This window comes from Microcoleus sp. Z1_A1, assembly GCF_036700305.1.
Classification (GTDB): domain Bacteria; phylum Cyanobacteriota; class Cyanobacteriia; order Cyanobacteriales; family Microcoleaceae; genus Microcoleus.
This window is the reverse complement of record NZ_JAUBOR010000005.1, coordinates 182747-206389: the sequence shown is the minus strand read 5'-3', so window position 1 is coordinate 206389 and position 23643 is coordinate 182747. Positions and strand designations below refer to the sequence as shown.

Below are 23643 nucleotides of genomic sequence, written 5' to 3'. Positions count from 1 at the left end.
ACTGAAGAGTACCTATTGAGGTACGCAAACACCCGTCCGTTTCGGACTGCGAAGAGATGCACCATTACTTGAATTATACGCTACCAGCGTTACTTTTCCTTGCTCATCTATTACCCAACCTTGAGCGGGAATAATTTCTGTTGGCCGCATTTCTATGGATGGTCTTTGGCTTTCTACTTGCTGACTTACACCTACCGCTGGTTCCACCCAATTAAACTGGCTATAATTGCTGCTGAGAACATCATTGGGACTGGGTGGCACTCCTCCTTTTCCAGTGACTGTAAATGCGCTCTCGGCCCCTTGCGTGCAGGGATTTGCGGCAATTAACGCAGCCGGATTGGCCACATTTTGCGGCAGTTCCACTAAACCTTGAACAGGATCAACTCCAACAGAACTAAATGTTACGGCTCCTTGCAACGCCGGGCCACCACTTTGGGAAATCGCGGCGATGTCGCTGGTAGAAATTAGAGAAGTTGGATTTACTTGTAAGGCCGCAAATTCAGCATCAGTCAGTCCTAAACTACTTATAGCTTGTTCGCGGTTAATTGCTGTCAAACCAAATATATTTGGTACATTTACCGTAACTTGACCGCCCCTAGCTGTGCGAGCATTAGCAGTAACATCACTATTCTCTCGCGGTAAAGCTACCAAAATATCGCTGTCAATTCTGATATTACCGCCCTCAGAAATACCTGCATCTGTTGTAATTCGGCTACCGCGCCGCAACTGTACATCTTGCGCCCTGATATTAATATTTCCCCCCCCGCCAGAGTCAGTTGTACCGTCAATACTAGCTTTATTATCCAAGGCAATTGAGTTAGCTACAATGTTAATATTGCCAGCCCTTCCCGTGCCTAAAGACTGAACATTAACCACTGCACTATCCCGGAGAATCAATCGATCGGCATTCAGATTCAACGAACCCGCATTTGCCGTAGCATTGGGATTGACAAAATTCAGCGCCCTGCCAGCCGAAGCCTCAATTCTACTGCTGAACCCACCGCTATTCCCACTGCCTTGGACTTCTGTGCGATCGGCATCAATTGTAATATCTCCCGCATCTGCTGCACCCAAAGAAGCCGCAGTAATAATACCTCCATTTCTTAGAGTGAGCATGGGCGTAGAGAGGCGGATATCTCCACCCCTACCAGAGCTTGTACTTTGAGTAGCCAGAGCACTTGGTGCGAAGCTCGCACTCCCCAAAACTCCAGACACGCCGCTCACTTCTATAGACTCTGAAGCTCTCACAGTTAAATTTCCTCCAGCCCCCCCACTGGTAGAAAACACGTTTTCACCAATAATCGCACCAGTCGATAAACTAATTGCAGCTCCATTAGAAACACTCAGCCGCTTAGTGTCGATCGTAATATCCCCGGCTTTCCCATTCCCATCGAAAGAGTTCGTGCCGAGTACAGTTTGTGCCCCATTTCCAGGGAGACTCCCCGACAATTCTACAGATTCATTCGCTTTAATCGCGATATTCCCCGATGCTCCATCATTGCGGCTAATACTGACGAGATTGGAGCCATCGCGCAGGATTAACCGTTGTGCGTCAACAGTTATGCTGCCGCCAGAGCCGGTACTTTCCGTCGTTGTGCCGTTATTGATCGCAGAACTGACGACATCAACGGTGTGAGCACGGATATTCAGATTTCCGCCATTTCCTGCACCCAGGGTGCCGGTACCGCCCACTACCCCATCGCGCAGCAGCAGCCGTCCGGTGTCAATGTTAATGTCTCCGGCGGCTCCCTTGCCAACAGTACCAGTGATTAGAACAATTTGCGGGTCAAAAGGATTGAGCGTTCCTGATGCCAGAAATTGGCTGTAAAACCGCTGATAGCCTTCAGTTCCCAACCCGATCATTTCTACTGACTCAGTAGCGTTGATGTTGATATTGCTCCCCTTCCCATCTCCCACTGTCGGGGTGAAAATTTGTGACCCTCTATCTACTCGCAAGTTTTGAGCATTGATGTCAATCGCTCTACCATCAATATTTCCCAATGTCAGTCCATAAATTCCCGAACTACTGACGGTAACATTTCCACCTCTGATGTCAATTTTTCCACCTCCTAATCCGCTGGTGTTTATAAATGCACCGTTCATTTCTATATTGCCGAAGTTCTGAATATTTCCGTAGTTTAAATTCAGACCTAAAGCTGTTGGCTCAAATTGCACTAAACCTGGACTTTTCACACTTCCCAGTAATATTTGTCCGGTATAAGCTGTTAAAATTCCACCTGGGATTTGAATGTCTCCGCCAATTAATGCTAAAGTTTGGCCGGGGTCTACTGCTAAACCAAGTTTGTTAGAAACAGGAATTTCTACGGGCAAGGGCGGTAAGGTTGGTGTGGGGCCGATTGCTTGGGAAGAGTTAACAATTGTGCCGGGATTTTCTCTAAATCTTAAACCCACAGGAATATTAATCGCTAACAATGGCACTGCATTAGAATTAGCTGCACTAAATTCAAAGCCATTATCAAAGAGAACGCCGCTACCAGTAGATCCAATAAATGAGCCGCGCAAATCTAACCGAGCATTGGGGCCAAAGACAATCCCTTTGGGGTTAATTAAAAACAAGTTACTGTTTCCCAAAACTCCCAGAGTTCCTAAAATATTAGAAGGGTTGCTACCAGTAACGCGGGTGAAGATGTTGGCAATCCCGTTAGGACGGGCAAAATATGCTCCCCGCCCTTCACGGATGTTAAATTCTTGGAAACTATGAAATAAATTTACTCCGCGAGTTGCACCGCCTTCTATTCTGTCCGATGGTAAGTTATTAATCGTGTCGGGAACTGTGCGCGAACTTTCTGTTCCCAAGCTATTATCGGGGACAAATTGAGCGACGGCGGGGAAAGGAAACAGCAGTAAAAATACAAAAAATAGGGAGGAAGATTGGCGCTGCATCTTTGAAGTGTGGTTAATTTAATATTATAAAAATAGCGAGGGATTAGCTAAAACGTGAAGATTACTTATTGAGGTACGCAAACACCCGTCGGTTTCGGACTGCGAAGAGATGCAACACCACCAGCATTATAGGCTACCAGCGTCACTTGTCCTCGATCGTCCATTACCCAACCTTGAGCGGGCATAATTTCTCTTGGCCGAATTTCTATGAATGTTCTTTGGCTTTCTACTTGCTGACTTTCACCTACCGCTGGTTCCACCCACGGAAACGGCGAGGGAGCGCTGCTGAGAACTTCATTAGGACTCGGTGGCACTCCCCCCCGACCAGTCACAGTAAACTCGTTGTCGGCCCCTTGGATGCAGGGATTTGCCGCAATTAACGCAGCCGGATTGACCACATTTTGCTGCAGTTGCACTAAACCTTGAACCGGATTAACTCCAACAGAACTAAATGTTACGGCTCCTTGCAACGCCGGGCCACCACTTTGGGAAATTGCGGCGATGTCGCTGCTATTAAGCAGAGATGTAGGACTTACTTGCAACGCTGCAAATTCGGCGTCACTGATCCCCAATCTGTTTCTGACTTGTTCGCGACTCGCTGCTGTAAAGCCGAAAACATTGGGGACATTGATATTGACGCGGCCGCCGCCTGCTGTGCGGGCGTTGGCTGTGATGTCGCTGTTTTCTTGCGGGAGGGCGACAAGAATGTTGCTGTTGATGTTGATATTGCCGCCGTCAGAAGTGCCTGCATCGGTGGTAATTTGGCTGTTGCGGCGCAATTGGATGTCTCGCGCTTGCAGGTTAATATTTGCTCCAGTACCGGATACAGTCGTACCGTCAATACTCGCTTTGTTATCAAGAGCGATCGAATTTGCGACAATATTGATATTACCAGCGCGTCCGGTTCCCGTAGCCTGTACCGTGACTGTAGCTCCATCTCTGACAATTAGTCGATCGGCATTCAGATTCAACGAACCGGCATTTGCTGTAGCATTAGGATTAGTACCAAATATCTTGCCCACGGAAGCATCAATTGTACTGACAAACAAACCATTATTTCCGCTGCCGCTGACTGAAATGCGATCGGCATTAACAGTAATATTCCCCACATCTCCAGAGCCCAAAGAACTCGTAGAAACTATCCCCCCATCCCGCACAGTCAGGCTGGGCGTATCAATCCGAATATCCCCACCCCGACTCGAACTCAAAGTTCCAGAAGTCAGCGCGCTAGCATTCTGAATTCCGCTGGTCAAAACTTGAGAAATACCAGAAATTTCTACTGATTCACTAGCCCTAACAGTTAAATTTCCCGCAGGCCCGCCCTCCTGAGAAAACAAAAACCTGCCAATTAAAACACCCGTTCCTAAAGTAAAAGCAGAACCATCAGAGAGAGTCAACCGCTTCGTATCAACGTTAATATTCCCCGCCCTTCCGTTAGAACCGATACTCAGCGTGCTGATTCCAGTTGACACAACAGTTCTCGGGCCGGTGTTAGACAATTCTACTGATTCAGCAGCTTTAATGTTGATATTCCCCGACGGGCCACTGCTGTAGCTGGTGGTACCCAGAAGAGAACCGTCGCGCATAATTAATCGATTGACATCAACACTAATACTTCCTCCCGCACCGGTACTTTCTTTAGCCGTCCCGTTGTTAATTCCAGAACCCACCATCTCAAAAGTATTGGCGCGAATGATTAAATTCCCGCCCCTTCCACCGCCAAAAGTGATACCGCTACCTACTACGCCATTGTTGAACAGCAGGCGGCCAGTGTCGATCGTAATATTCCCCCCCGAACCAGCACCAGCACTAGCATTAAACAGCACAAATAGCGGGTCAAAGGGGTCTGCGGTTCCCGATACCAGATACTTAATTACAACTTGTTGATAGCCATCAACTCCCAGCCCGCTCATTTCTACAGAATCAGCAGCGCGCAAGTTGATATTACCTCCTGCACCATCTCCGAGAGTCAGGGTAGAAAATTGCGTGCCGTTTTGCACTCGCAAATTTTGGGCGCTGATATCGATACCTCTACCATCAATATTTCCCAAAGTCAGCGCATAAATCCGCGCACCGCTAAGGGCGACATTTCCACCTTTTAACTCTACTCTGCCACCCCCAATACCGCTGGTGTTAATAAGTGTTCCATCGGCTATTTGAATATTGCCAAAGTTTTGAAGATTGTCATAATTTAAAGTTAAATTTCCCTTTTCCCCCGCTGTCATTGCAAAATTAACTAAACCTGGACTCGCTGCGCTACCGAGTAAAATTTGTCCGCCGCTGGCGGTTAAATTGCCGCCTGGGAGTTGGATGTCGCCGCCAATCAGTGCTAAAGTTTGACCTGGTTCTACTGCTAAACCAACTCGATCGCTAATTGGGATTGGCACAGCAGAGGCTGGCAGGTTTACCTTTCCTAAAGCCGTCGATTGGTTGACAATTGCACCGGCATTGTCTCTAAATCTTAAACCAACGGGAATATTAACGGTTAACAGCGGGGATGTTTGCGGGTTTGTGCTGCTGAATTCAAAGCCGTTATTAAACACAATACTGTCAGCCGTTGAACCAATAAACGAACCGCGCAAATCTAACCGCGCATTCGGCCCGAATATAATTCCTTTTGGGTTAATTAAAAATAAGTTACTGTTGCCTAAAACTCCCATAGTTCCTAAAATATTAGAAGGGTTGCCACCTGTAACGCGGGTGAAGATGTTGGCAATTCCGCTGGGATTGTCAAAATAAGCTCCCCGCCCTTCACGGATGTTAAATTCGCGCAAACTGTGAAAGAGGTTAACGCCACGAGTTGCGCCGCCCGTGATTCTATCTGAGGGTATGTTATTGATAGTATCGGAAACAGTCCGCGAACTTTCCGGGCCCTGGGTATTATCGGGGATGATTTGGGCGAAGGTTTTCGAGGGAAATAGCAACAGGAAAGCAAACAGTAGGGAGTAACTTACGGGCGGGCAAGATGCCCAACCCCTACTCCCCACAATAAAATCTAGTATTTGTGGAACAGGCATCTTGCCTGTTATTGAGAATAGTGCAAATAGTAACGAGTAATGAAAGGGAGGCATAAAAACACTCTTTCCATGATAAAGTTTATCAGTGTAATCTCATCTCGTGTCTCTAAATGTTTTGAATTTGGCTGCTGAGTACAAGTTGCTCGACTGTGATTTCTAGTTCGGGAAAAGTTTTAGAAATAATGCGCTCATTCCCTGTAAAACTTTGAACTAAATAGCTGCCATTTTCCAAACAGTAAACGAAAACTGTGGGAATTTTGGGATTTCCTAAATAAGTCCTAGAAGCGATCGCTAAATAATCCACAATCCAATACTCACAAATGCCGAGGCGTTGATACTCATCTAGATTATCCACATAGTCGTCTTCCCAGTTAGTTGAGGTAACTTCTACTGCTAATTGGATAGGTTCGGTAAGAGCTCCGTAGCCGCGTACATTGCTGTTCCATACTGATGCCTTAACCACGCCGACATCAGGATTTCTGCCTTGCTCTTGTCCGGAAGCTGTTACAGTTCTCAAAACTATATCTTTGTCAACGATATAGTCAAGCCCCAAGCGTTCGCTTTCTTTGTCGAAAGACTTAACAAGATATCGTGCCACATTTTTATGAGCCCTGGTTGCTTCCACTTTGACAATCTCTCCATTTACAAGTTCGTAGATGCCCGAACCCTCTGGGTACTTTTCGAGAAAATCTGCAAATGTTAGTTTAGTTTTTGTCTGAACCATAATACAAGCCCTCTTGTGTTAACTAGGTTAGGATTTATATCGTTTCCGGTTCCATCATAATTATATATTTGGATTATATCAGTGCGAGCGTCCCCGATCGCGACCCAAGTAGCGATCGAGACTCCCACTTAATAAAATTTGACCGTCAGCGCTAAAAATAACTGACAACCTTGTCAGATCCACAGCCACAGGCTAAGATTTTGCAAAGGTCGAGAACACAATCTTACCAAGCTTTTTTATGAACTACCGAAACCACATCACGATCGAAGCAAATAAACGCGGTGGTAAGCCTTGTGTACGCGGCTTGCGAATTACGGTTTATGAAGTGCTGGAGTACCTGGCTTCGGAGATGACCGAAGCAGAAATTCTGGACGATTTTCCCGATCTGACGCGAGAAGATTTAAAAGCCTGCATAGCTTATGCTGCTGACCGCGAGCGTCGGTTTATGACCGCGACCTTATCCGCATGAAATTACTTTTTGATGAAAACTTGTCGCCCAAGTTACCGAACCGTTTGAGCGATATTTTTTCAAATATAATAAAGATAGCTTTTTTCAGTGCGACGGCTGAAGAAATCTGTTGCTGTTTAAATATGTGTGTACAATATGCGTCCGAACGTTGATTATCAGAAGATAGAACGATTGATGCAAGTCTTGGGTGGAGAAGCTCAGGGTTCAGTGCTTAGAAGCAAAGTTGAGAACTTCATCGAACGTTTTGAAGGTAACTCAGAGGAGGAACAGTCATGAGCTTGAATGAGTTGCCGGGAGCGGAGCTAATTCTAACGGGATTGGACGATCTTCATCATGGTAAGACGAATACAGTTGGGTCATTGTTAGTCGCGATCGCATCTGTACGCTTAACCGAAGCAGGCTTGGATATTCCGAAGGAGCCTTTAGTATCAGAGCCGGAACTAGCCTTGTATGCCCATCTTCAGAACGAACGCGATGATGCTTATTATTACTACAATGCTTTACTAAATAGCCTCAACAGCTTTTGTGCTGCACTTGAGTCTAGAACATAACAATGATAATTCCGACTATGAACTACGGTTTTTACCAATGGAGAAAACAAAATGGCGATCGGCCGATCTGCTATTTTTCAAGTCCTTACGAGAATAAATCTTGTTGATTCTCGTGAGCGAACACCTAGAAGGACGTAAATACGTCTGATCGCACCTTGACAGGGCTGGCAATGCCTAGGCTGTAGTGTTGGTCATCGATCCAGTTTAGTGGACTATCACCAATATGTTGTAGAAACTTAGACCGCGAATACAGTCGATTAGCTTACGCAATAACCTGACATTTTATAGATTTAGTTATTTTAGCTGTTGACAATGTCAGGAAATTGATCTAAATTGAGGGTATAAGCAAACTCCTATTTTTGCAGCACGGAGCAGGGAACATGGCTGATGGAGATATTTTCCGCAATGGGCTTGGGTACTATAAAAAGCTATATGAGTCGCTCTGTGAGGGAAAAGCGAGTATCGATGAGTGTACTCGGATGGCGATCTCAGCACTCAAGCGAGATCTTCAAAAAAAAGGCAATCTACCAATCGTTGTTGCCCAACAGATGGGTGAAAGGTTGTCCCAGGTTATTGACATCGCGGGCGCGAATAACTCTGTTGACTGGGGTATTGCGAATAGGGAAATAGAAAAAATACTTCAAGTTAATGGAAGACATGACGTTAAAGAGCTTATTCTTTGCGCTGGAAAGAGTTTCCTACATGAGCTTAGGTATGGTAACGATCGAGGATTAACTGCTAATAGTATTTCGGAAGCAATTTTGGGGCAATACATGACCACAGTGATGGAATCAGGATTTCATGGTCGTATACCACTAACCGATGAACATCTGGCAGGGATGAATGATCGAACTCTTAAACAACTAATTCAAGAAATTCAGCCTGGGGTTGTTTCTGCGATTGGTAATTGGGCAAATAAGGCAAATATCGATGGAAGTGTAACCAAATTACGACTACCACGCCGTAAAGTAAATCCAGTAGATATGGATGAAGACCTATGCTAACAATGAAGAAGGAATTTCATGCTCACGATAGTGATTACACACTAGATTTTGGCTCTGGGGTAAATAATAATGGGTGTATTCAGTTTACAGATCATGCTACTAAAAAGGAGAGTTCTATTGGAATTACGATAGACGATCAAGAATTCAACTACCGAGTCAAGCAAGAGTTTCCATCTGTAGTTGCTGATCTAATCGATCTGGCTGTTGCAATCCATTTCGCAGATCGTCTTGCATTTCAAAATCTACGCCAAGATCAAAGTCGCATTTATGTAAAACTAGCAGTCCGTCATCCTGAAATAATGAATACTGAATTATTTCGCTCTCAGCTAGAAATTTTGCTTGAATGGGCTACTGGAAGTCTATGGTTGTTTGACTTCCCAAAGAGATCGGATTCAGAACGTTCTGTTGTTCGCCAACCATCTTTGCCCGTAGCAGCTCAGGATTGTGAAGTGGCTATGTGGAGTGGTGGTCTTGATGCCTTTGCTGGTCTCTATCAACGTTTGCGATCGCATCCAGAAAAGTCATTTTTACTTTTTGGCACTGGAGGTAATGTTAACGTTCACAAGCTACAGGAAGATACAGAAAAAAAAATTAGATATATTTTTCCAAATCGTTGTACTTTATACCGAGTTCCAATTCGCTTCTTTGATAGCAATGCAGTTAGAAAAAACAAAATTACCCGCGCAAGAGGTGTTGTATTTGCGATGCTGGGTGCTGCCTGTGCATCTTTAATGGGGCGACAAGAGCTTTGCTTTTATGAAAATGGAACTGGTGCAATTAATCTTCCATATCGCGAATCTGCGTTGGGATTAGATCACACCAGATCGGTTCATCCATTGACTTTGCTGAAAGTGAGCGATCTCATCTCAGGGCTTCTAGGAGAGGCATTTCGGGTCTGGAATCCATTCCTATTCTCAACTAAATCTGAAATGTGTCAGATATTAGCAGAAGACGTGACGGGTAGACTATCTTCGCAAACAAAGTCATGCGACAGCCCCCACAGACATAATATCAGTCAGTGTGGATATTGCTCCTCTTGCCTTTTACGACGACAAGCTCTTAGTGCTGCTAAAATAGAGGATAAGACTCGATATCTAATATTACATGGAAATTATTCACCAGCGAAAGATCCAAGTGAGACTTTACGACATATGCTCGCACAAGTTGAGACGCTACGATGCTTACTCAATCGACCTAATCCACATGAGATTCAGTGGGAAGCGTTAACTCGTAAATTTCCGATCCTCGATGATATTGTCGATCAATGTTCAGTCGTAGAAAAGTTGACCACTCTTGATATGCAGAGCAAGTTAATTAGACTTTATCAAAAGTATGTCGCTGAGTGGGATGATGTAAAATCTCAACTATCAGTCAACCTCATTAAGAATAGGGACAGTGAGTCGTTAGATCGAAACTATAGCGGCTCTTAGATAGATGAGGTATATATCAAAGGTCACAAACCTTGATGTACATAGAATCTGGCATACCTCACCTTTTTGAGAAAGGCTATATTCGATCGCTTAATAAGATTAAGGAACACTGTAATGGCTACTAATATATTAGACAACATCGATCTAGCGAGATTGGGGGAACTCCTTCAACAAGCCCGTAAAAGCTGTGACATGACTCAAGCTCAAGCAGCCCAGATTATTGATACTGCAAGAACAACTATTGTTGCAATTGAGAAAGGAGAACGCCGGATCAAAGCAACGGAACTGATTAAACTCGCCCGTGCTTATGGAAAAGCCATCGGCGATTTCGTTCAGCCTCGTGCTGTTACAGAACCTTTTGAGGTTCAATATCGCTCGGCATTTGGGCAGAATGAAGCTGAAGCAGCACGGATTAAACCCAGTATTTTGCGCTTAGAGGAACTGTGCCAAAACTATCTAGATCTCGAAGCGATGATGGATGCACCCTTACCTCGAAATTATCCACAAGAGTACAAGATCGATAATATGCCACTTGAGGCCGCAGCGGAAAGTATTGCCATCTCAGAACGTCAACGGCTTGGGCTTGGTGATGCACCTATTCCATGTCTGCGAGATATTTTAGAACAGAGTGTCGGATTACGAATTTTTTATATAGAGATGCCGCCTAAATACTCAGGCATCTATAGCTACAACGAACAAATGGGTGGCTGCATCGCCATCAATGCTGGACATCCTGAAGAGAGAAAACGCTGGTCATTAGCACATGATTACCTGCATTTTCTCGCTCATCGACGGAAGCCCATAGTTGATTTTGACGATCAGTATAAAAGGAAACCAGAGAGCGAGAGACTAGCAGACACTTTCCCTAATTATTTCCTAATGCCGACAAGTGATTTACTCAAGCGATTTAACGATATGCACCGTTCTCATGGCAAGTTTACTGCAACAAATTTATTCACTTTAGCTCACCATTATGGAGTGTCTATTCAAGCTCTAATCTATCGATTAGAAGCAATTAAATTGTTACCATCTGGAACTTGGGAGCGTTTGCGCGATCGAGGATTAAAAGTCCGAACAGTTCAACAGGAAATGGGCTTAGAACCTATCACGGAGCGCATCGATATGGCTCCTATTCACTATCAGCATTTAGCGATAGAAGCACTAGATCGAGGGTTAATTACCGAAGGACACTTTGCTAATTTTCTTGGTGTCGATCGCCTTGAGGCTCGACGGATTGCAGAATCATTAAGTGCACATTCAAGCGGAATAATCGAAGAAGTTGCTGATTTAGACCTTTGTCAGGCGTAGGATAATTGGGTAATTAACGATGAATATTAAACAATCCCATATTGTCCTAGATACCTGCTGTATTCTGAATTTCTATGCTTCGGGAAAATTTCTAGAAATATTGCAAGCTATTCCCGCTCAAATTGTTGTTACTGAAGTTGTTAGATCGCAAGAATTAAAGACACTTCAGCGGATTGAGAATGAGGAGAGTAAAGGTGCAATTTATTTTGACCAGGCGGTTCAAGAAGGTTTAATATCGATCGTAGATTTTGAATCAGAAGCAGAAGCTGAAACTTTCATCAACTATACTGCTCAAATAAGGGGTGAAGGAGAATCTGCAACATTTGCGATCGCCTTTCACCGCGAATGGGCAGTTGCAACTGATGATAAGAGAGCGATCGCCTTTCTAAGAAAAGAGGCTCCTCACATCCAAATTATATCAACACTGGAAGTCATTAAACATTGGTCGGAAAAATTAAAAATTGACTCAGTAACATTAAAAGCCGCATTGAGTGCAATTCGAGTTAAAGCGAGATATCAACCTCCTCGAAATCACCCTTTGCTGATTTGGTGGGAAACTGCAATGAAATAAATAGATGAGCGCTCGAATATATAAAGCCAAGTAAAGCACAAAATAAATCTCGCAAAACATAAAATATTTACTATTTTGGGCTTGATTGACTCTAGTTATTAGTTATACCATTTTTATATGAAGCTGCATAGAATATATACTTTGCCGGAAAAGGTTTCAGGTTTCCCATTCTGTGCAGCTTCATAAAGAATTGGTATTACTTATCAATTTTGTAACCCAACCTACAACTTAAAACGGAAAATAATTGATTCTAAAGTAGATGCCTTTTTCCTGCAAAGTTCGATCGCCCGATCGAGCATTTATCAAAGGAATACCGTAGTCTAAACGCACATTCAACCGATCGCCCATCTGCCAAACTAAGCCCAAACCCGCACCCAGCAGCTTGTCCGAGTCAGGATTCGGCTTTTCCTCCGAATGGTTCCACCCTACCCCAAAATCGATAAACGGAGCCACTTGCAACAATCCTTCGACTTCCGGGACACGCCAAACCGGAATTCGCACTTCAGCAGACGCGATCGCACCGCTATCAGTTAACAGCAAATCTTGGCGGTATCCGCGCACGCTTTGAACGCCACCGATCCCGATTTGTTCCAGGGAAAGCAGGGAACGATCGGCTAATTGAATGTCAGAACGCACAATCAGCAAGGTTTCTGGGGCTAATAGCCTCACATATTGGGCTTGTCCGCGCCACGCCAGAAAGCGGCTGTCGGGCCCGCTATCGTTCGCAGTAGCGCCGAACAGATTAGTGCCGAGGGAAAACTGCGATCGCGCCGCGAACACTTGGCTGGAACTCCGCTGCACGTATTCTTGAAAAAACCGCACAGCCGAAACCCGCGTTTCGCCGCGCTCATTTGCTCCCGCCGAAAGCGCAAATCGTTCCCCAGACAGGAATGTATCGCTTTCTTGCCGCGAAAAACTCAGTCCCAAAGCCAAAGTGCGATCGGGCTTTTCGACAATCGGCTGGCGGTAAGTTAATTCGTAGGTGCGCGATTTCCCCTCAATTTCAGCAGCATCAAACGGTTCCTCGATGATATTGGTGCTAGCAGCACTCGCAGCGAATCCAATCGTGCCGTTGCGCGCGTTGACGGGGACTGTGTAGCTGCCGTTGAATTCGTTGCTGCCGTCGGTGTTAGCATAAGATACCTCTAATCCGTCGCCCAAACCGAGCAAATTTGCTTGATTGATGCGAACACCGCGCCGAAAACTGCCGACGCTGGGCGATCGATTGTTGTCTGCGAACACTTCAGCGCTAAAGCTGTCTGCTTCTTTGACGCGCACTTCTAAGCGGCTGTTTTCCGGGCGGCTTCCGGCTTGCAATTCGGCGGAAATATTGCCAATTAAGGGGTCGAGTTGCAGCATTTGCAAGGCTTCCAGCAAGCGAGATCGGTTGAGGGGCCGTCTGGTAGCGCGTTCAAGGCGCGATCGCACGTAATTTGAATTTAAGCGCCTGTTTCCAGTAATCTCAATTTCATCTAATCCGCCTTCGACAATCCGCATTTTCACCACACCTCCTTCTCTCGGAAAGGTTTGGTTGGCGGGAATTACAGCGCCGGAATTGATGTATCCGGCGGCTACATATTTTTGAGTAACGGCTGCTTCGGCTGCGATCAGTTCGGCAAAGGTGATTTCGCGGCCGGCAAACTGTTGCGTAACTTCTGCGAGTTCGCGATCGCTAAAAGCTGTGTTGCCCTCAAATTCAAAGCGATCGACCCTAATTGTACCCATAATCCCCGGTCTATCATCGCCGGGAACAGGTGTTAGCGGGGTTGGTTGGAGGGGAGATGGCGGGGGAGGTTCCGGTGCTGTTGGTGCAGGTAATTCCGGCTCTCTGGGCTGAATTGGGTTGGGCAGTTGACTGAGTTGCAAAGGTCGATCGATACCCAAATCGGTTTTTTTTCGGTCAATCTTTTCTTCTAGCTTTTGATCTGAATTAAAAAGCTCGGTTTCTTGAGTTTTTGTGCTGAAAGTGCGATCCTCTCCGAGGGCTTCGCTAACGGGCTGAGATGTTGCACCCTTGTCAATCAGCCTTGTACCGGCGGGCACGATGCCCACCCCACAATCAAACTCACTCGTTGTGGAACAGGCATCTTGCCTGTTCTTGAGAATGGTGTAAGATGTCACATCGACTGAATTTGCCGCAGACGGCGGTAAGTCGGGAGTTTCCGCAGCCACCGAGTGTTCTGATTCAGCGGGTAAATGCGTCTTGTCGTCAGCGGTGGCTAAGTCTTCGCGACTGTCAAGATTAGTGTCGCCTGCGCTGCTAACTGCTGCCAAATCCTCAACATTTGAGGTCAAAATTTCAACTGTGCTAGCGGAGGTTTTTGCTGGTTTTGCCAACAAAACTAACCCAAAAATTCCAGCGAGTAAAAATAGTTTTTGTGAGGGACCAGCCATAGGATATAATTATTATCTCGCTTAAGTGGGGGAAAATATTTTCAGGAAGTCAGCACCCTCAAGTAAAAATCAATCTTAACAGCAAAAAAGGAAACAGCCGTCCCAGACCACAGTTTCGCAACTGCTACAAACCAAAAGGTCGATCGACGGCTGTTCATTTCCCAAGACTTACGCTTCAATCGGGTGATTATCCGAAAAAATATCCTGTAAGTCGATCGTAAACAGTAAAAAAAACCAAATTTTTTGGTTGCAAAACCTACACTTTCATGCTAACGCAGAGAGCAGAATAGTCCTGGACGCCAGGGTAAACCAGAAACGCGCTACAACTGAGATATGGCACCCTTCTCAATAATCTTTTTATGAACAGGCAAGATGCCTGTTCCACAATAAAATTCATCTTTTGTGGAACAGGCATCTTGCCTGTTCTTAAGAATAGTGCAAGATGTGAGTTACAACCCGCAGAGCCACTAAAAAACCCGCTTTCTTTGATTTTGGTGCATCATACCAAATCCGACTTTAATACCCCCTTTATTATTGAGTCAGCGTCTACCCACATCCTGTGCGTAGACGCCGTTTCAACCGCCAAGCCCGATAAAGGGGGTTTGTAACTTTGAATTATGCAGACCGGCCCGCACCAGCCGCAGCACCCATTTGAGCCCCGTCAGTCAATCCCACCAACTTAGCGCTCAACTCCCACATCCGCTCGCCTTTTTCATCATCGCGGGCCTGGGGAGAAACCTTCTGTACAAAAGACTTACCATCTTTTTTCTGGCGGTTCCCCCAACTCCAATAAGCCCCAGATTGCTTGTATTCTGGATCGGCAACCACCATCGCCAGCCTTTCGCCCGCCAACTCCTGCGACACGTAACCCCCGGTGATATTCTTCTGAAACAGCGGGAACAGCTTCTGAAACAAAGGATAGTGGTTGCGGAAAAGCGGCGTATCCGCAACGCATCCCGGATACAGCGAAGTGAAAGTAATCCCCGTGGATTCGTGAAAGCGGCGGTGCAATTCCCGCATCGTCAGCACGTTGCAAACTTTGCTATCTTTGTAAGCCTTGACGGGTTCAAACTTCTTGCCGTCAACCATCGAAATCGGATCTTTGAAACCCGCTTCAAAACCCTCAAACTTGCCTAAATCCGGGCGCGGCGGAATCTTCCCGCCCAACTCGTCTGGATTGTGAGTCACGGTTCCCAAAATCACGATTCTCGCATCGGAATAATAGGAAGGCTTCATATTTTCCATCATCAGGTTGCACAGCAGGAAATGACCCAAGTGATTGGTAGTCATCGTCAACTCATAACCCTCCGGGCTCCGCAGCGGTTCCTTAATCAAAGGCATATAAATCGCCGCGTTGCACACCAAAGCGTCCAGAGACCTGCCGCTGGCCTTAAATGCGCGAGCAAATCGGCGCACACTCTCCAAATCGCCCAAGTCAATCTCCATGATGGAGAAACTGCCTTCAGGTATGCCCAACTCTCGCGCGGCGTCTCCGGCTTTCCGCACGTCCCGACAGGCCATGACTACGTGCCATCCCTTGTCTGCGAGAGCTTTCGCGCCGTACAAACCGACGCCGGAGGAAGCGCCGGTAATGATAACCGTTGATTTGTGATTTTGTGCCATCTTGTTAAAAGCGCTTCCGCTATGGATTTTTTTCAGGCACTCAAACCCTGAGCTAGCAGCTTGGATGTTTTGAAGTACCCTATGGTTATTAGGATATGGGGAAACGTTCTCGATCTCAACTGGGAGCCTCTCACTTTTGCCGGCAAGCTAGAAATTGGAGGCAGGAGGCAGGAGGCAGGGGGCAGGAGGCTGGAGACGGGAGGCTGGAGCCAGAAGAAGTGTTTTTACAAATAATAAATCCTCGTTTTCAACGGGCGATGAAAATTAAATATGAGTCCAACTTCGACTCTTATTTGGATAAATCAACCATACATCTTTTATATCATGTCCAATCGATTGATCGCGATTAAAGACCGGGGCGGGTTTACAGATTTTCCCGTTTCTATTCAATATCTTGGCTCACGGGCCCCTACAGGAATCATGGTTAATTGACCGGACATGATATTAGGGGCGGGTTGACAATTACAGCATATTCGGTGGTTCGTGAAGTACACTATAAAGCTCTATTGTTGGTACATTGTTATGTAGGGTGCGGATCTGCTCATGTTTAATGAAACTTGCAGATTGACTGGTGGATCCGCACCTTACTTACGACAAGGTTGTGTGTACCGCATATACATGGAATATGCTGTATCTATGATGCACATACTCGGTATTTATTGATAAACCCGCCCCTAAAAACTCAACTAAGAAATAGCTTGAGATTCCTGATAGGTAGGGAAATCGATATAACCTTCAGGCCCAAAAGAATACCAGACGCCCATTTCAGCAGGCGGATTGAGCGGCCAACCATTAGTAAAACGCTCTACCAAGTCAGGATTGCTGATAAAATTCCGACCAAAAGCAATTAAATCCGCAAGTTTGCTGCTCAGGGCAGTTTCAGCCTGTTCTTGAGTATATCCGCAGTTGCCAATGAGCGGCCCTGTAAACACATCGCGAAACTCTCCTATCATCATCGGCGTTCCCAATTCATGAAAGCCAAAAGCCAGACCATCTACCAAGTGAAGGTAAGCTAAATCATAGGCATTTAACTGCTCCGCGAAATACAGAAAATCTTCTCGATAAGTGGGAGAACCCATATCATTGAAATTACCGTTGGGAGACAGTCTAACTCCCACTCGGTTTGCCGGAAATACTGTGATAATCGCCTCTACAATTTCCTTAAGAAAACGGTAGCGGTTTTCAACTGTGCCGCCATAGGAATCTGTGCGGTGATTGGTTTTGGTTTGCAGGAATGTGTCAATGAGATAGCCGTTTGCCGCGTGAATTTCTACACCGTCAAAACCTGCCATCTTAGCTCGTTCCGCCGCCTTGCGATAATCTTCTACAACCAGGGATATTTCATCGGTTTCTAGAGCACGGGGAGTTTCGTAGGGTTGTTTGCCTAGAGGTGTATGAATGCCCTCTCCGTTTATTTTGATGGCAGACGCTGCAACTGGCAATTGATTGTTTTGATGAAAACTGCTGTGGGAAGCCCGCCCAGTGTGCCAAAGCTGCATGAAAATCGGCGTTTGGTGGGCATGAACCGCAGTCACAATTTGTTTCCAAGCCTCGCCTTGCTCGTCTGAATAAATACCGGGGGTATTGAGCCAACCATTAGCTTGAGTAGAAACGACTGTGGCTTCTGTAATGATTAAACCAGCGGAGGCTCGCTGAGTGTAATACTCTGCCATCAAGGCGTTGGGCATCCGCGCTTCACCGGCTCTGGCTCTCGTCAGGGGTGCCATGACTACTCGGTTTTTTAAGGGTAAATCTCCGATTTTGAAGGGACTGAGTAGGAGTGGAGAAGTTGTTTGATTGGTCATAATTTTGAGGTTTTGTCAACTGAAGAATCTGGGAAATCATATTTAGCAACCGCTGGTGTTATGCTCCCAGGCGCAAGACATCCAAGGGTCGCGAAAATGTAAGCAATCAAACTCATCAAGCTGTTTACGAATTTGATTTTTTAGCCAAGACTCTTTTTTGTTCAATTTTGTTAAACTCTGGAGAGTATGGCGGTAAATATAATAGTCTACACCGTGCTGTTTGAATCAATTCCTGAATCCGACTACTTTTATCAAATGTGAGATTATCCATGAGCACCACCTGTGCTGTGAGTGCTGGAGGTAAACTTGTTTCCGGCGAAGAAGGAGTCAGGAGTCAGGAGTCAGGAGTCAGGAGAAGAATACCCTCTTTCCTCCTGTCTCCTCCTCTGCTGAATACTGCTGAATACTTCCGAAAGTTTCAATCCCTGATAGGGTTTTAGGTTGTTTTCGGCAAGAACCTCGAAAAGTGAAGCGGATGCAATCGGGTTTCAATCCCTGATAGGGTTTTAGGTTGTTTTCGGCCAACACCACCCATCTCATCGCCAAACTTTTTACCAGGTTTCAATCCCTGATAGGGTTTTAGGTTGTTTTCGGCTTGTTGTTCAGTTCAACGCATTCCTCGGTATCGTTTCAATCCCTGATAGGGTTTTAGGTTGTTTTCGGCGTGATTTGAGCCGATCGGACAGTGATAGCGCAACTGTTTCAATCCCTGATAGGGTTTTAGGTTGTTTTCGGCGTTTTAATCCAGGTGAAAATCGATTTATAAGTAAGTTTCAATCCCTGATAGGGTTTTAGGTTGTTTTCGGCTCCTAATTGTCAAAATTTCAGTATAGGCATTGTAGTTTCAATCCCTGATAGGGTTTTAGGTTGTTTTCGGCGTGCGCGTTCCCAGAGCTTCCAGAGTCGATCGTTAAAGTTTCAATCCCTGATAGGGTTTTAGGTTGTTTTCGGCCTTACATCCCGATCGCTGTTGGCTTTAGCAAAGTTGTTTCAATCCCTGATAGGGTTTTAGGTTGTTTTCGGCGGCATAGCAGGCGTTGAGCTAGAAGAAGACACGCAAATGTTTCAATCCCTGATAGGGTTTTAGGTTGTTTTCGGCTTAGTCCCAATTTTGGCGGGTACAATATCTTGGTCAGAGTTTCAATCCCTGATAGGGTTTTAGGTTGTTTTCGGCTGATGCCGTAATAGTTTGGTTTTACATTGGATTGTTAGTTTCAATCCCTGATAGGGTTTTAGGTTGTTTTCGGCCTTGAAGATTATTTGACTCGTTACTGCTTGGATGTTTCAATCCCTGATAGGGTTTTAGGTTGTTTTCGGCTAGATTTTGCGTTTTCATGTTTTAGGAAATTAGGTTTCAATCCCTGATAGGGTTTTAGGTTGTTTTCGGCGCGGCAGTTGTCAGATCCCGTAAAAGTAAGAGATATGTTTCAATCCCTGATAGGGTTTTAGGTTGTTTTCGGCGCAAGCTTTACAGAGTCAGGGAGAAAGTGCTTTGTTTCAATCCCTGATAGGGTTTTAGGTTGTTTTCGGCGCCGAAGTCGGGAAAGTGCGATCGGCTTAGGTGTTTCAATCCCTGATAGGGTTTTAGGTTGTTTTCGGCCAAAATGCCAGCGGCTATCCCTAGTTTTCAGTTTGCAACCAACGTTTCAATCCCTGATAGGGTTTTAGGTTGTTTTCGGCGAATGAATATTGCCAGTCAATCCTGCGAAGACGATTCCCGTTTCAATCCCTGATAGGGTTTTAGGTTGTTTTCGGCAAAGCTTACCTGCAAGCCCTGGAGGCTATCTGCGGTTTCAATCCCTGATAGGGTTTTAGGTTGTTTTCGGCTCTGCCGATCGGCTACACGAACCCGCAGGAGAACCGGTTTCAATCCCTGATAGGGTTTTAGGTTGTTTTCGGCAACTGGCAAGCTTTTAATAGCGCTAGATAGCAGTTGTTTCAATCCCTGATAGGGTTTTAGGTTGTTTTCGGCAGAAAGGAGCCAGCCGGGCCAGCACCAGCAGCCGCGTTTCAATCCCTGATAGGGTTTTAGGTTGTTTTCGGCAGATGATGGCAGAGTCGATGTCCAATGGGAATAGTACCCGTTTCAATCCCTGATAGGGTTTTAGGTTGTTTTCGGCTCAATCTTTACTTTAGGCTCAGTTGCAGGCTCAAACTGTTTCAATCCCTGATAGGGTTTTAGGTTGTTTTCGGCCAGAAGCAACCGCAGGCACCACGGAAGGCACCGAAGTTTCAATCCCTGATAGGGTTTTAGGTTGTTTTCGGCCAGGTGTCGCCAGTCTTGGAAAGTGTCCGAAATTTCGGTTTCAATCCCTGATAGGGTTTTAGGTTGTTTTCGGCCGAGGGCACCAACTACACCGGGCTAGGCGCTAGAGTTTCAATCCCTGATAGGGTTTTAGGTTGTTTTCGGCACTTTCGCCAAAAGTATTCATGAAGCTGTTGTGAAGCGTTTCAATCCCTGATAGGGTTTTAGGTTGTTTTCGGCCCGTCACGGGGGAAAATCCAAGGGTTCAGGGGTGGGGTTTCAATCCCTGATAGGGTTTTAGGTTGTTTTCGGCGTCAATTCAGCTTTCTCGATCGCCAAATTAAAAGTTTCAATCCCTGATAGGGTTTTAGGTTGTTTTCGGCTAATAGACAGGCCCCCTCTCCCCATGCGCGCGGCGTTTCAATCCCTGATAGGGTTTTAGGTTGTTTTCGGCTTGGGGGGAGATATCTTTTATCCGAATCCGAGATATTACCGTTTCAATCCCTGATAGGGTTTTAGGTTGTTTTCGGCTTGATTGCTTTGTTGCTGCGGTTTATAATTCCTTCGTTTCAATCCCTGATAGGGTTTTAGGTTGTTTTCGGCCCGTCTGAGCCGTGGATTGTTAATGAGCCTTCGATGTTTCAATCCCTGATAGGGTTTTAGGTTGTTTTCGGCTGTGACAACGCGCACAACTGGACGAAAAGCTTAAGTTTCAATCCCTGATAGGGTTTTAGGTTGTTTTCGGCGGGTGCATCATCTACCAAATTGATTAGAGTGACCGGTTTCAATCCCTGATAGGGTTTTAGGTTGTTTTCGGCCAATAGCGATCGCAAAGTGTCGCAAAGATTTAGGTGGTTTCAATCCCTGATAGGGTTTTAGGTTGTTTTCGGCTTTGCCCACCGGTTCGATCGCCAACTAGCCGCATCAAGTTTCAATCCCTGATAGGGTTTTAGGTTGTTTTCGGCATTACTGCCAGCAGCGACGGTAGCAATCCCGGAATGTTTCAATCCCTGATAGGGTTTTAGGTTGTTTTCGGCTGCGCGTCCTATGACTCCTACAATAAGCTCATTGATTTGTTTCAATCCCTGATAGGGTTTTAGGTTGTTTTCGGCACTTTTTTTGAAAATCGCTATAGCTTTATTTGTTCGTTTCAATCCCTGATAGGGTTTTAGGTTGTTTTCGGCGTCCGATTCACCCGCTGAAACGTATACTCCAAGAGTTTCAATCCCTGATAGGGTTTTAGGTTGTTTTCGGCAATCTACCAGCTCAGCACCTAAAAGCAATGGCTTCAGTTTCAATCCCTGATAGGGTTTTAGGTTGTTTTCGGCCTACAATGGCAGTAGTTATGTTGCCCTTGTAGCTGTTTCAATCCCTGATAGGGTTTTAGGTTGTTTTCGGCTAGTGTAAAGTTGCTTTCGCTAATCCCGAAGCCGTGTTTCAATCCCTGATAGGGTTTTAGGTTGTTTTCGGCCCTTCGGCTTCGAGTTCCTTCAGTAATTCGGTGTTTCAATCCCTGATAGGGTTTTAGGTTGTTTTCGGCTCAGCAATAATCCTACTTGCTAGCTATATAGGGTTGTTTCAATCCCTGATAGGGTTTTAGGTTGTTTTCGGCATAAGGAATTGAGAAGTTTTCGCGAGCACCATCTGGGTTTCAATCCCTGATAGGGTTTTAGGTTGTTTTCGGCCTAAATATAAATTTTATGCCCAAACCCATAATCACAGTTTCAATCCCTGATAGGGTTTTAGGTTGTTTTCGGCTCTATTGTTGGATCTTGGCGAGAAAAACTAATCTGTTTCAATCCCTGATAGGGTTTTAGGTTGTTTTCGGCCCGGCGCGATTGTAAGATATCTCGATATACCGTTATTGTTTCAATCCCTGATAGGGTTTTAGGTTGTTTTCGGCCTTCTATTATTCTCCTGATGGTAGGGAGTTAGAGCATGTTTCAATCCCTGATAGGGTTTTAGGTTGTTTTCGGCACAACAGCCTCTAGCCAGCCGACCCAAGGCTTTAAAGCTGGTTTCAATCCCTGATAGGGTTTTAGGTTGTTTTCGGCGTCTTTTCTGTACGTACTCCACGTCCGACCGATTGGTTTCAATCCCTGATAGGGTTTTAGGTTGTTTTCGGCTAGCTTCAAGCGAGTAGCCCTGGTAAGTACCGCCGTTTCAATCCCTGATAGGGTTTTAGGTTGTTTTCGGCAGTTTGCCACCGCGACCGCCGAGTGTGGCCATGTCGTTTCAATCCCTGATAGGGTTTTAGGTTGTTTTCGGCTAATGGCTTTGAAGATGAATTCCCCGGTGATGCTGTTTCAATCCCTGATAGGGTTTTAGGTTGTTTTCGGCGTAAGTTCTGGCTCTGTATTCTGGCGTAGGTCGTGTTTCAATCCCTGATAGGGTTTTAGGTTGTTTTCGGCCACTGATAATGATTCCTTCGACTTTCAGGCAGTGCTAGTTTCAATCCCTGATAGGGTTTTAGGTTGTTTTCGGCGGCTGTTACGAAATCTCGTAAGCAAGAAATGCCTGTGTTTCAATCCCTGATAGGGTTTTAGGTTGTTTTCGGCCCGAGTTGACACGAGAAGAAGCCAACACCCTCACGGGTTTCAATCCCTGATAGGGTTTTAGGTTGTTTTCGGCTCTAAGGAATCCGCAAGCATTAGATTTTGATGTGTTTCAATCCCTGATAGGGTTTTAGGTTGTTTTCGGCCTCAAGCGTATTTGCAAAGGTAGCACCATATCGGAAGTTTCAATCCCTGATAGGGTTTTAGGTTGTTTTCGGCGAAACTTACCTGATCGCAAGCCTACAAGAGCGCGTTTCAATCCCTGATAGGGTTTTAGGTTGTTTTCGGCTTAAAAAGAAGTGTCAATACGGGGAATTTGTCGGTTTCAATCCCTGATAGGGTTTTAGGTTGTTTTCGGCGCTTTAGATCGTCGGCTACCAAGTACAGCGGCCGTTGTTTCAATCCCTGATAGGGTTTTAGGTTGTTTTCGGCATTAACATTGGATTTAGTGGTCTGCCCGCTGACATGTTTCAATCCCTGATAGGGTTTTAGGTTGTTTTCGGCTCCAGTGTTCCCATGCTGACGTGTGGGAGAGACCGTTTCAATCCCTGATAGGGTTTTAGGTTGTTTTCGGCGTTCCGCCTATCCAGACTTCTTTTCGCAAAACTTCGGTAGTTTCAATCCCTGATAGGGTTTTAGGTTGTTTTCGGCGCCTTGCATTTGATTTTGCGTGTCTAACTATCAACGTTTCAATCCCTGATAGGGTTTTAGGTTGTTTTCGGCGGTTTCGCCGTTTTCGCATTCAATGTTTCTTGCTGTTTCAATCCCTGATAGGGTTTTAGGTTGTTTTCGGCTTCGCGAAATCGAGTAATGCTTGTTCCACCCAGTTGGGTTTCAATCCCTGATAGGGTTTTAGGTTGTTTTCGGCGCGAGCTTTGGTGTACTTGTTCGTCGGTGCAGTTCGCGTTTCAATCCCTGATAGGGTTTTAGGTTGTTTTCGGCGCCCTCGGTTCGCGCCGGGGGTTTTTTCGCTGCGTTTCAATCCCTGATAGGGTTTTAGGTTGTTTTCGGCCCGATTTTGAAGGAACACTCTTCAATTTTCT

14 protein-coding genes and 1 CRISPR repeat array (1 of these 15 running past the window's edge) are annotated in these 23643 nt (G+C 45.6%); of the genes, 7 read left to right on the top strand and 7 right to left on the bottom strand.

Going from position 1 to position 23643, the window contains the following annotated elements; genetic code table 11:
• Positions 1 to 12: 12 nt before the first annotated feature.
• From QT973_RS05250 to QT973_RS05240, 3 genes are all read right to left on the bottom strand, one after another.
• A complete protein-coding gene (locus QT973_RS05250) occupies positions 13 to 2904 on the bottom strand; it encodes an S-layer family protein (RefSeq protein ID WP_333052673.1) in 2892 nt (963 codons plus the stop codon).
• A gap of 65 nt (positions 2905 to 2969) precedes the next feature.
• On the bottom strand, positions 2970 to 5921 hold the full coding sequence (locus QT973_RS05245; protein WP_333390803.1) for a two-partner secretion domain-containing protein: 2952 nt from the start codon (positions 5919 to 5921) through the stop codon (positions 2970 to 2972).
• Between the two features lie 106 nt (positions 5922 to 6027).
• A complete protein-coding gene (locus tag QT973_RS05240; protein WP_333390800.1) occupies positions 6028 to 6645 on the bottom strand; it encodes a Uma2 family endonuclease in 618 nt (205 codons plus the stop codon).
• A gap of 238 nt (positions 6646 to 6883) precedes the next feature.
• On the opposite strand from QT973_RS05240, the gene QT973_RS05235 reads away from it, so the two are divergent.
• From QT973_RS05235 to QT973_RS05205, 7 genes are all read left to right on the top strand, one after another.
• Positions 6884 to 7114: a DUF433 domain-containing protein gene (locus tag QT973_RS05235; RefSeq protein ID WP_006634608.1), complete on the top strand. Its 231-nt coding sequence runs from the start codon at positions 6884 to 6886 to the stop codon at positions 7112 to 7114.
• 135 nt (positions 7115 to 7249) lie between these two features.
• On the top strand, positions 7250 to 7390 hold the full coding sequence (locus QT973_RS05230) for a hypothetical protein (RefSeq protein ID WP_333232804.1): 141 nt from the start codon (positions 7250 to 7252) through the stop codon (positions 7388 to 7390).
• Positions 7387 to 7665 (top strand): hypothetical protein, encoded by a 279-nt coding sequence (locus QT973_RS05225; RefSeq protein ID WP_333232807.1) that lies wholly within the window; start codon positions 7387 to 7389, stop codon positions 7663 to 7665. The genes QT973_RS05230 and QT973_RS05225 overlap by 4 nt, the downstream gene beginning before the upstream one ends.
• A 380-nt stretch (positions 7666 to 8045) precedes the next feature.
• Positions 8046 to 8669, top strand: a complete 624-nt coding sequence (locus QT973_RS05220) for a hypothetical protein (protein WP_333232809.1) — start codon at positions 8046 to 8048, stop codon at positions 8667 to 8669.
• A 2-nt stretch (positions 8670 to 8671) separates the two neighbouring features.
• Positions 8672 to 10099 carry a 7-cyano-7-deazaguanine synthase gene (locus QT973_RS05215; protein ID WP_333390794.1) on the top strand — a complete coding sequence of 476 codons (1428 nt, stop codon included), beginning with the start codon at positions 8672 to 8674 and terminating at the stop codon, positions 10097 to 10099.
• Positions 10100 to 10213: 114 nt separating this feature from the next.
• Positions 10214 to 11407, top strand: a complete 1194-nt coding sequence (locus tag QT973_RS05210) for an XRE family transcriptional regulator (RefSeq protein ID WP_333232813.1) — start codon at positions 10214 to 10216, stop codon at positions 11405 to 11407.
• Positions 11408 to 11426: 19 nt separating this feature from the next.
• On the top strand, positions 11427 to 11978 hold the full coding sequence (locus QT973_RS05205; protein ID WP_333232814.1) for a hypothetical protein: 552 nt from the start codon (positions 11427 to 11429) through the stop codon (positions 11976 to 11978).
• 228 nt (positions 11979 to 12206) lie between these two features.
• On the opposite strand, the gene QT973_RS05200 is transcribed toward QT973_RS05205, so the two are convergent.
• The 4 genes from QT973_RS05200 to QT973_RS05185 all read right to left on the bottom strand — a co-directional run bounded on the left by QT973_RS05200 (position 12207) and on the right by QT973_RS05185 (position 18077).
• A complete protein-coding gene (locus tag QT973_RS05200; protein ID WP_333390790.1) occupies positions 12207 to 14372 on the bottom strand; it encodes a ShlB/FhaC/HecB family hemolysin secretion/activation protein in 2166 nt (721 codons plus the stop codon).
• Positions 14373 to 14987: 615 nt separating this feature from the next.
• On the bottom strand, positions 14988 to 15995 hold the full coding sequence (locus QT973_RS05195) for a protochlorophyllide reductase (protein ID WP_333052668.1): 1008 nt from the start codon (positions 15993 to 15995) through the stop codon (positions 14988 to 14990).
• 686 nt (positions 15996 to 16681) lie between these two features.
• Positions 16682 to 17800, bottom strand: coding sequence for an alkene reductase (locus QT973_RS05190; RefSeq protein ID WP_333052666.1), 1119 nt, complete (start codon positions 17798 to 17800; stop codon positions 16682 to 16684).
• A 124-nt stretch (positions 17801 to 17924) separates the two neighbouring features.
• The gene (locus QT973_RS05185; RefSeq protein ID WP_445242998.1) at positions 17925 to 18077 is read right to left on the bottom strand and encodes a transposase; all 153 of its coding nucleotides are present in this window, start codon (positions 18075 to 18077) and stop codon (positions 17925 to 17927) included.
• A gap of 138 nt (positions 18078 to 18215) precedes the next feature.
• A CRISPR array of direct repeats spans positions 18216 to 23643; the repeat unit is 37 nt; unit sequence GTTTCAATCCCTGATAGGGTTTTAGGTTGTTTTCGGC; it runs 694 nt beyond the window's last position.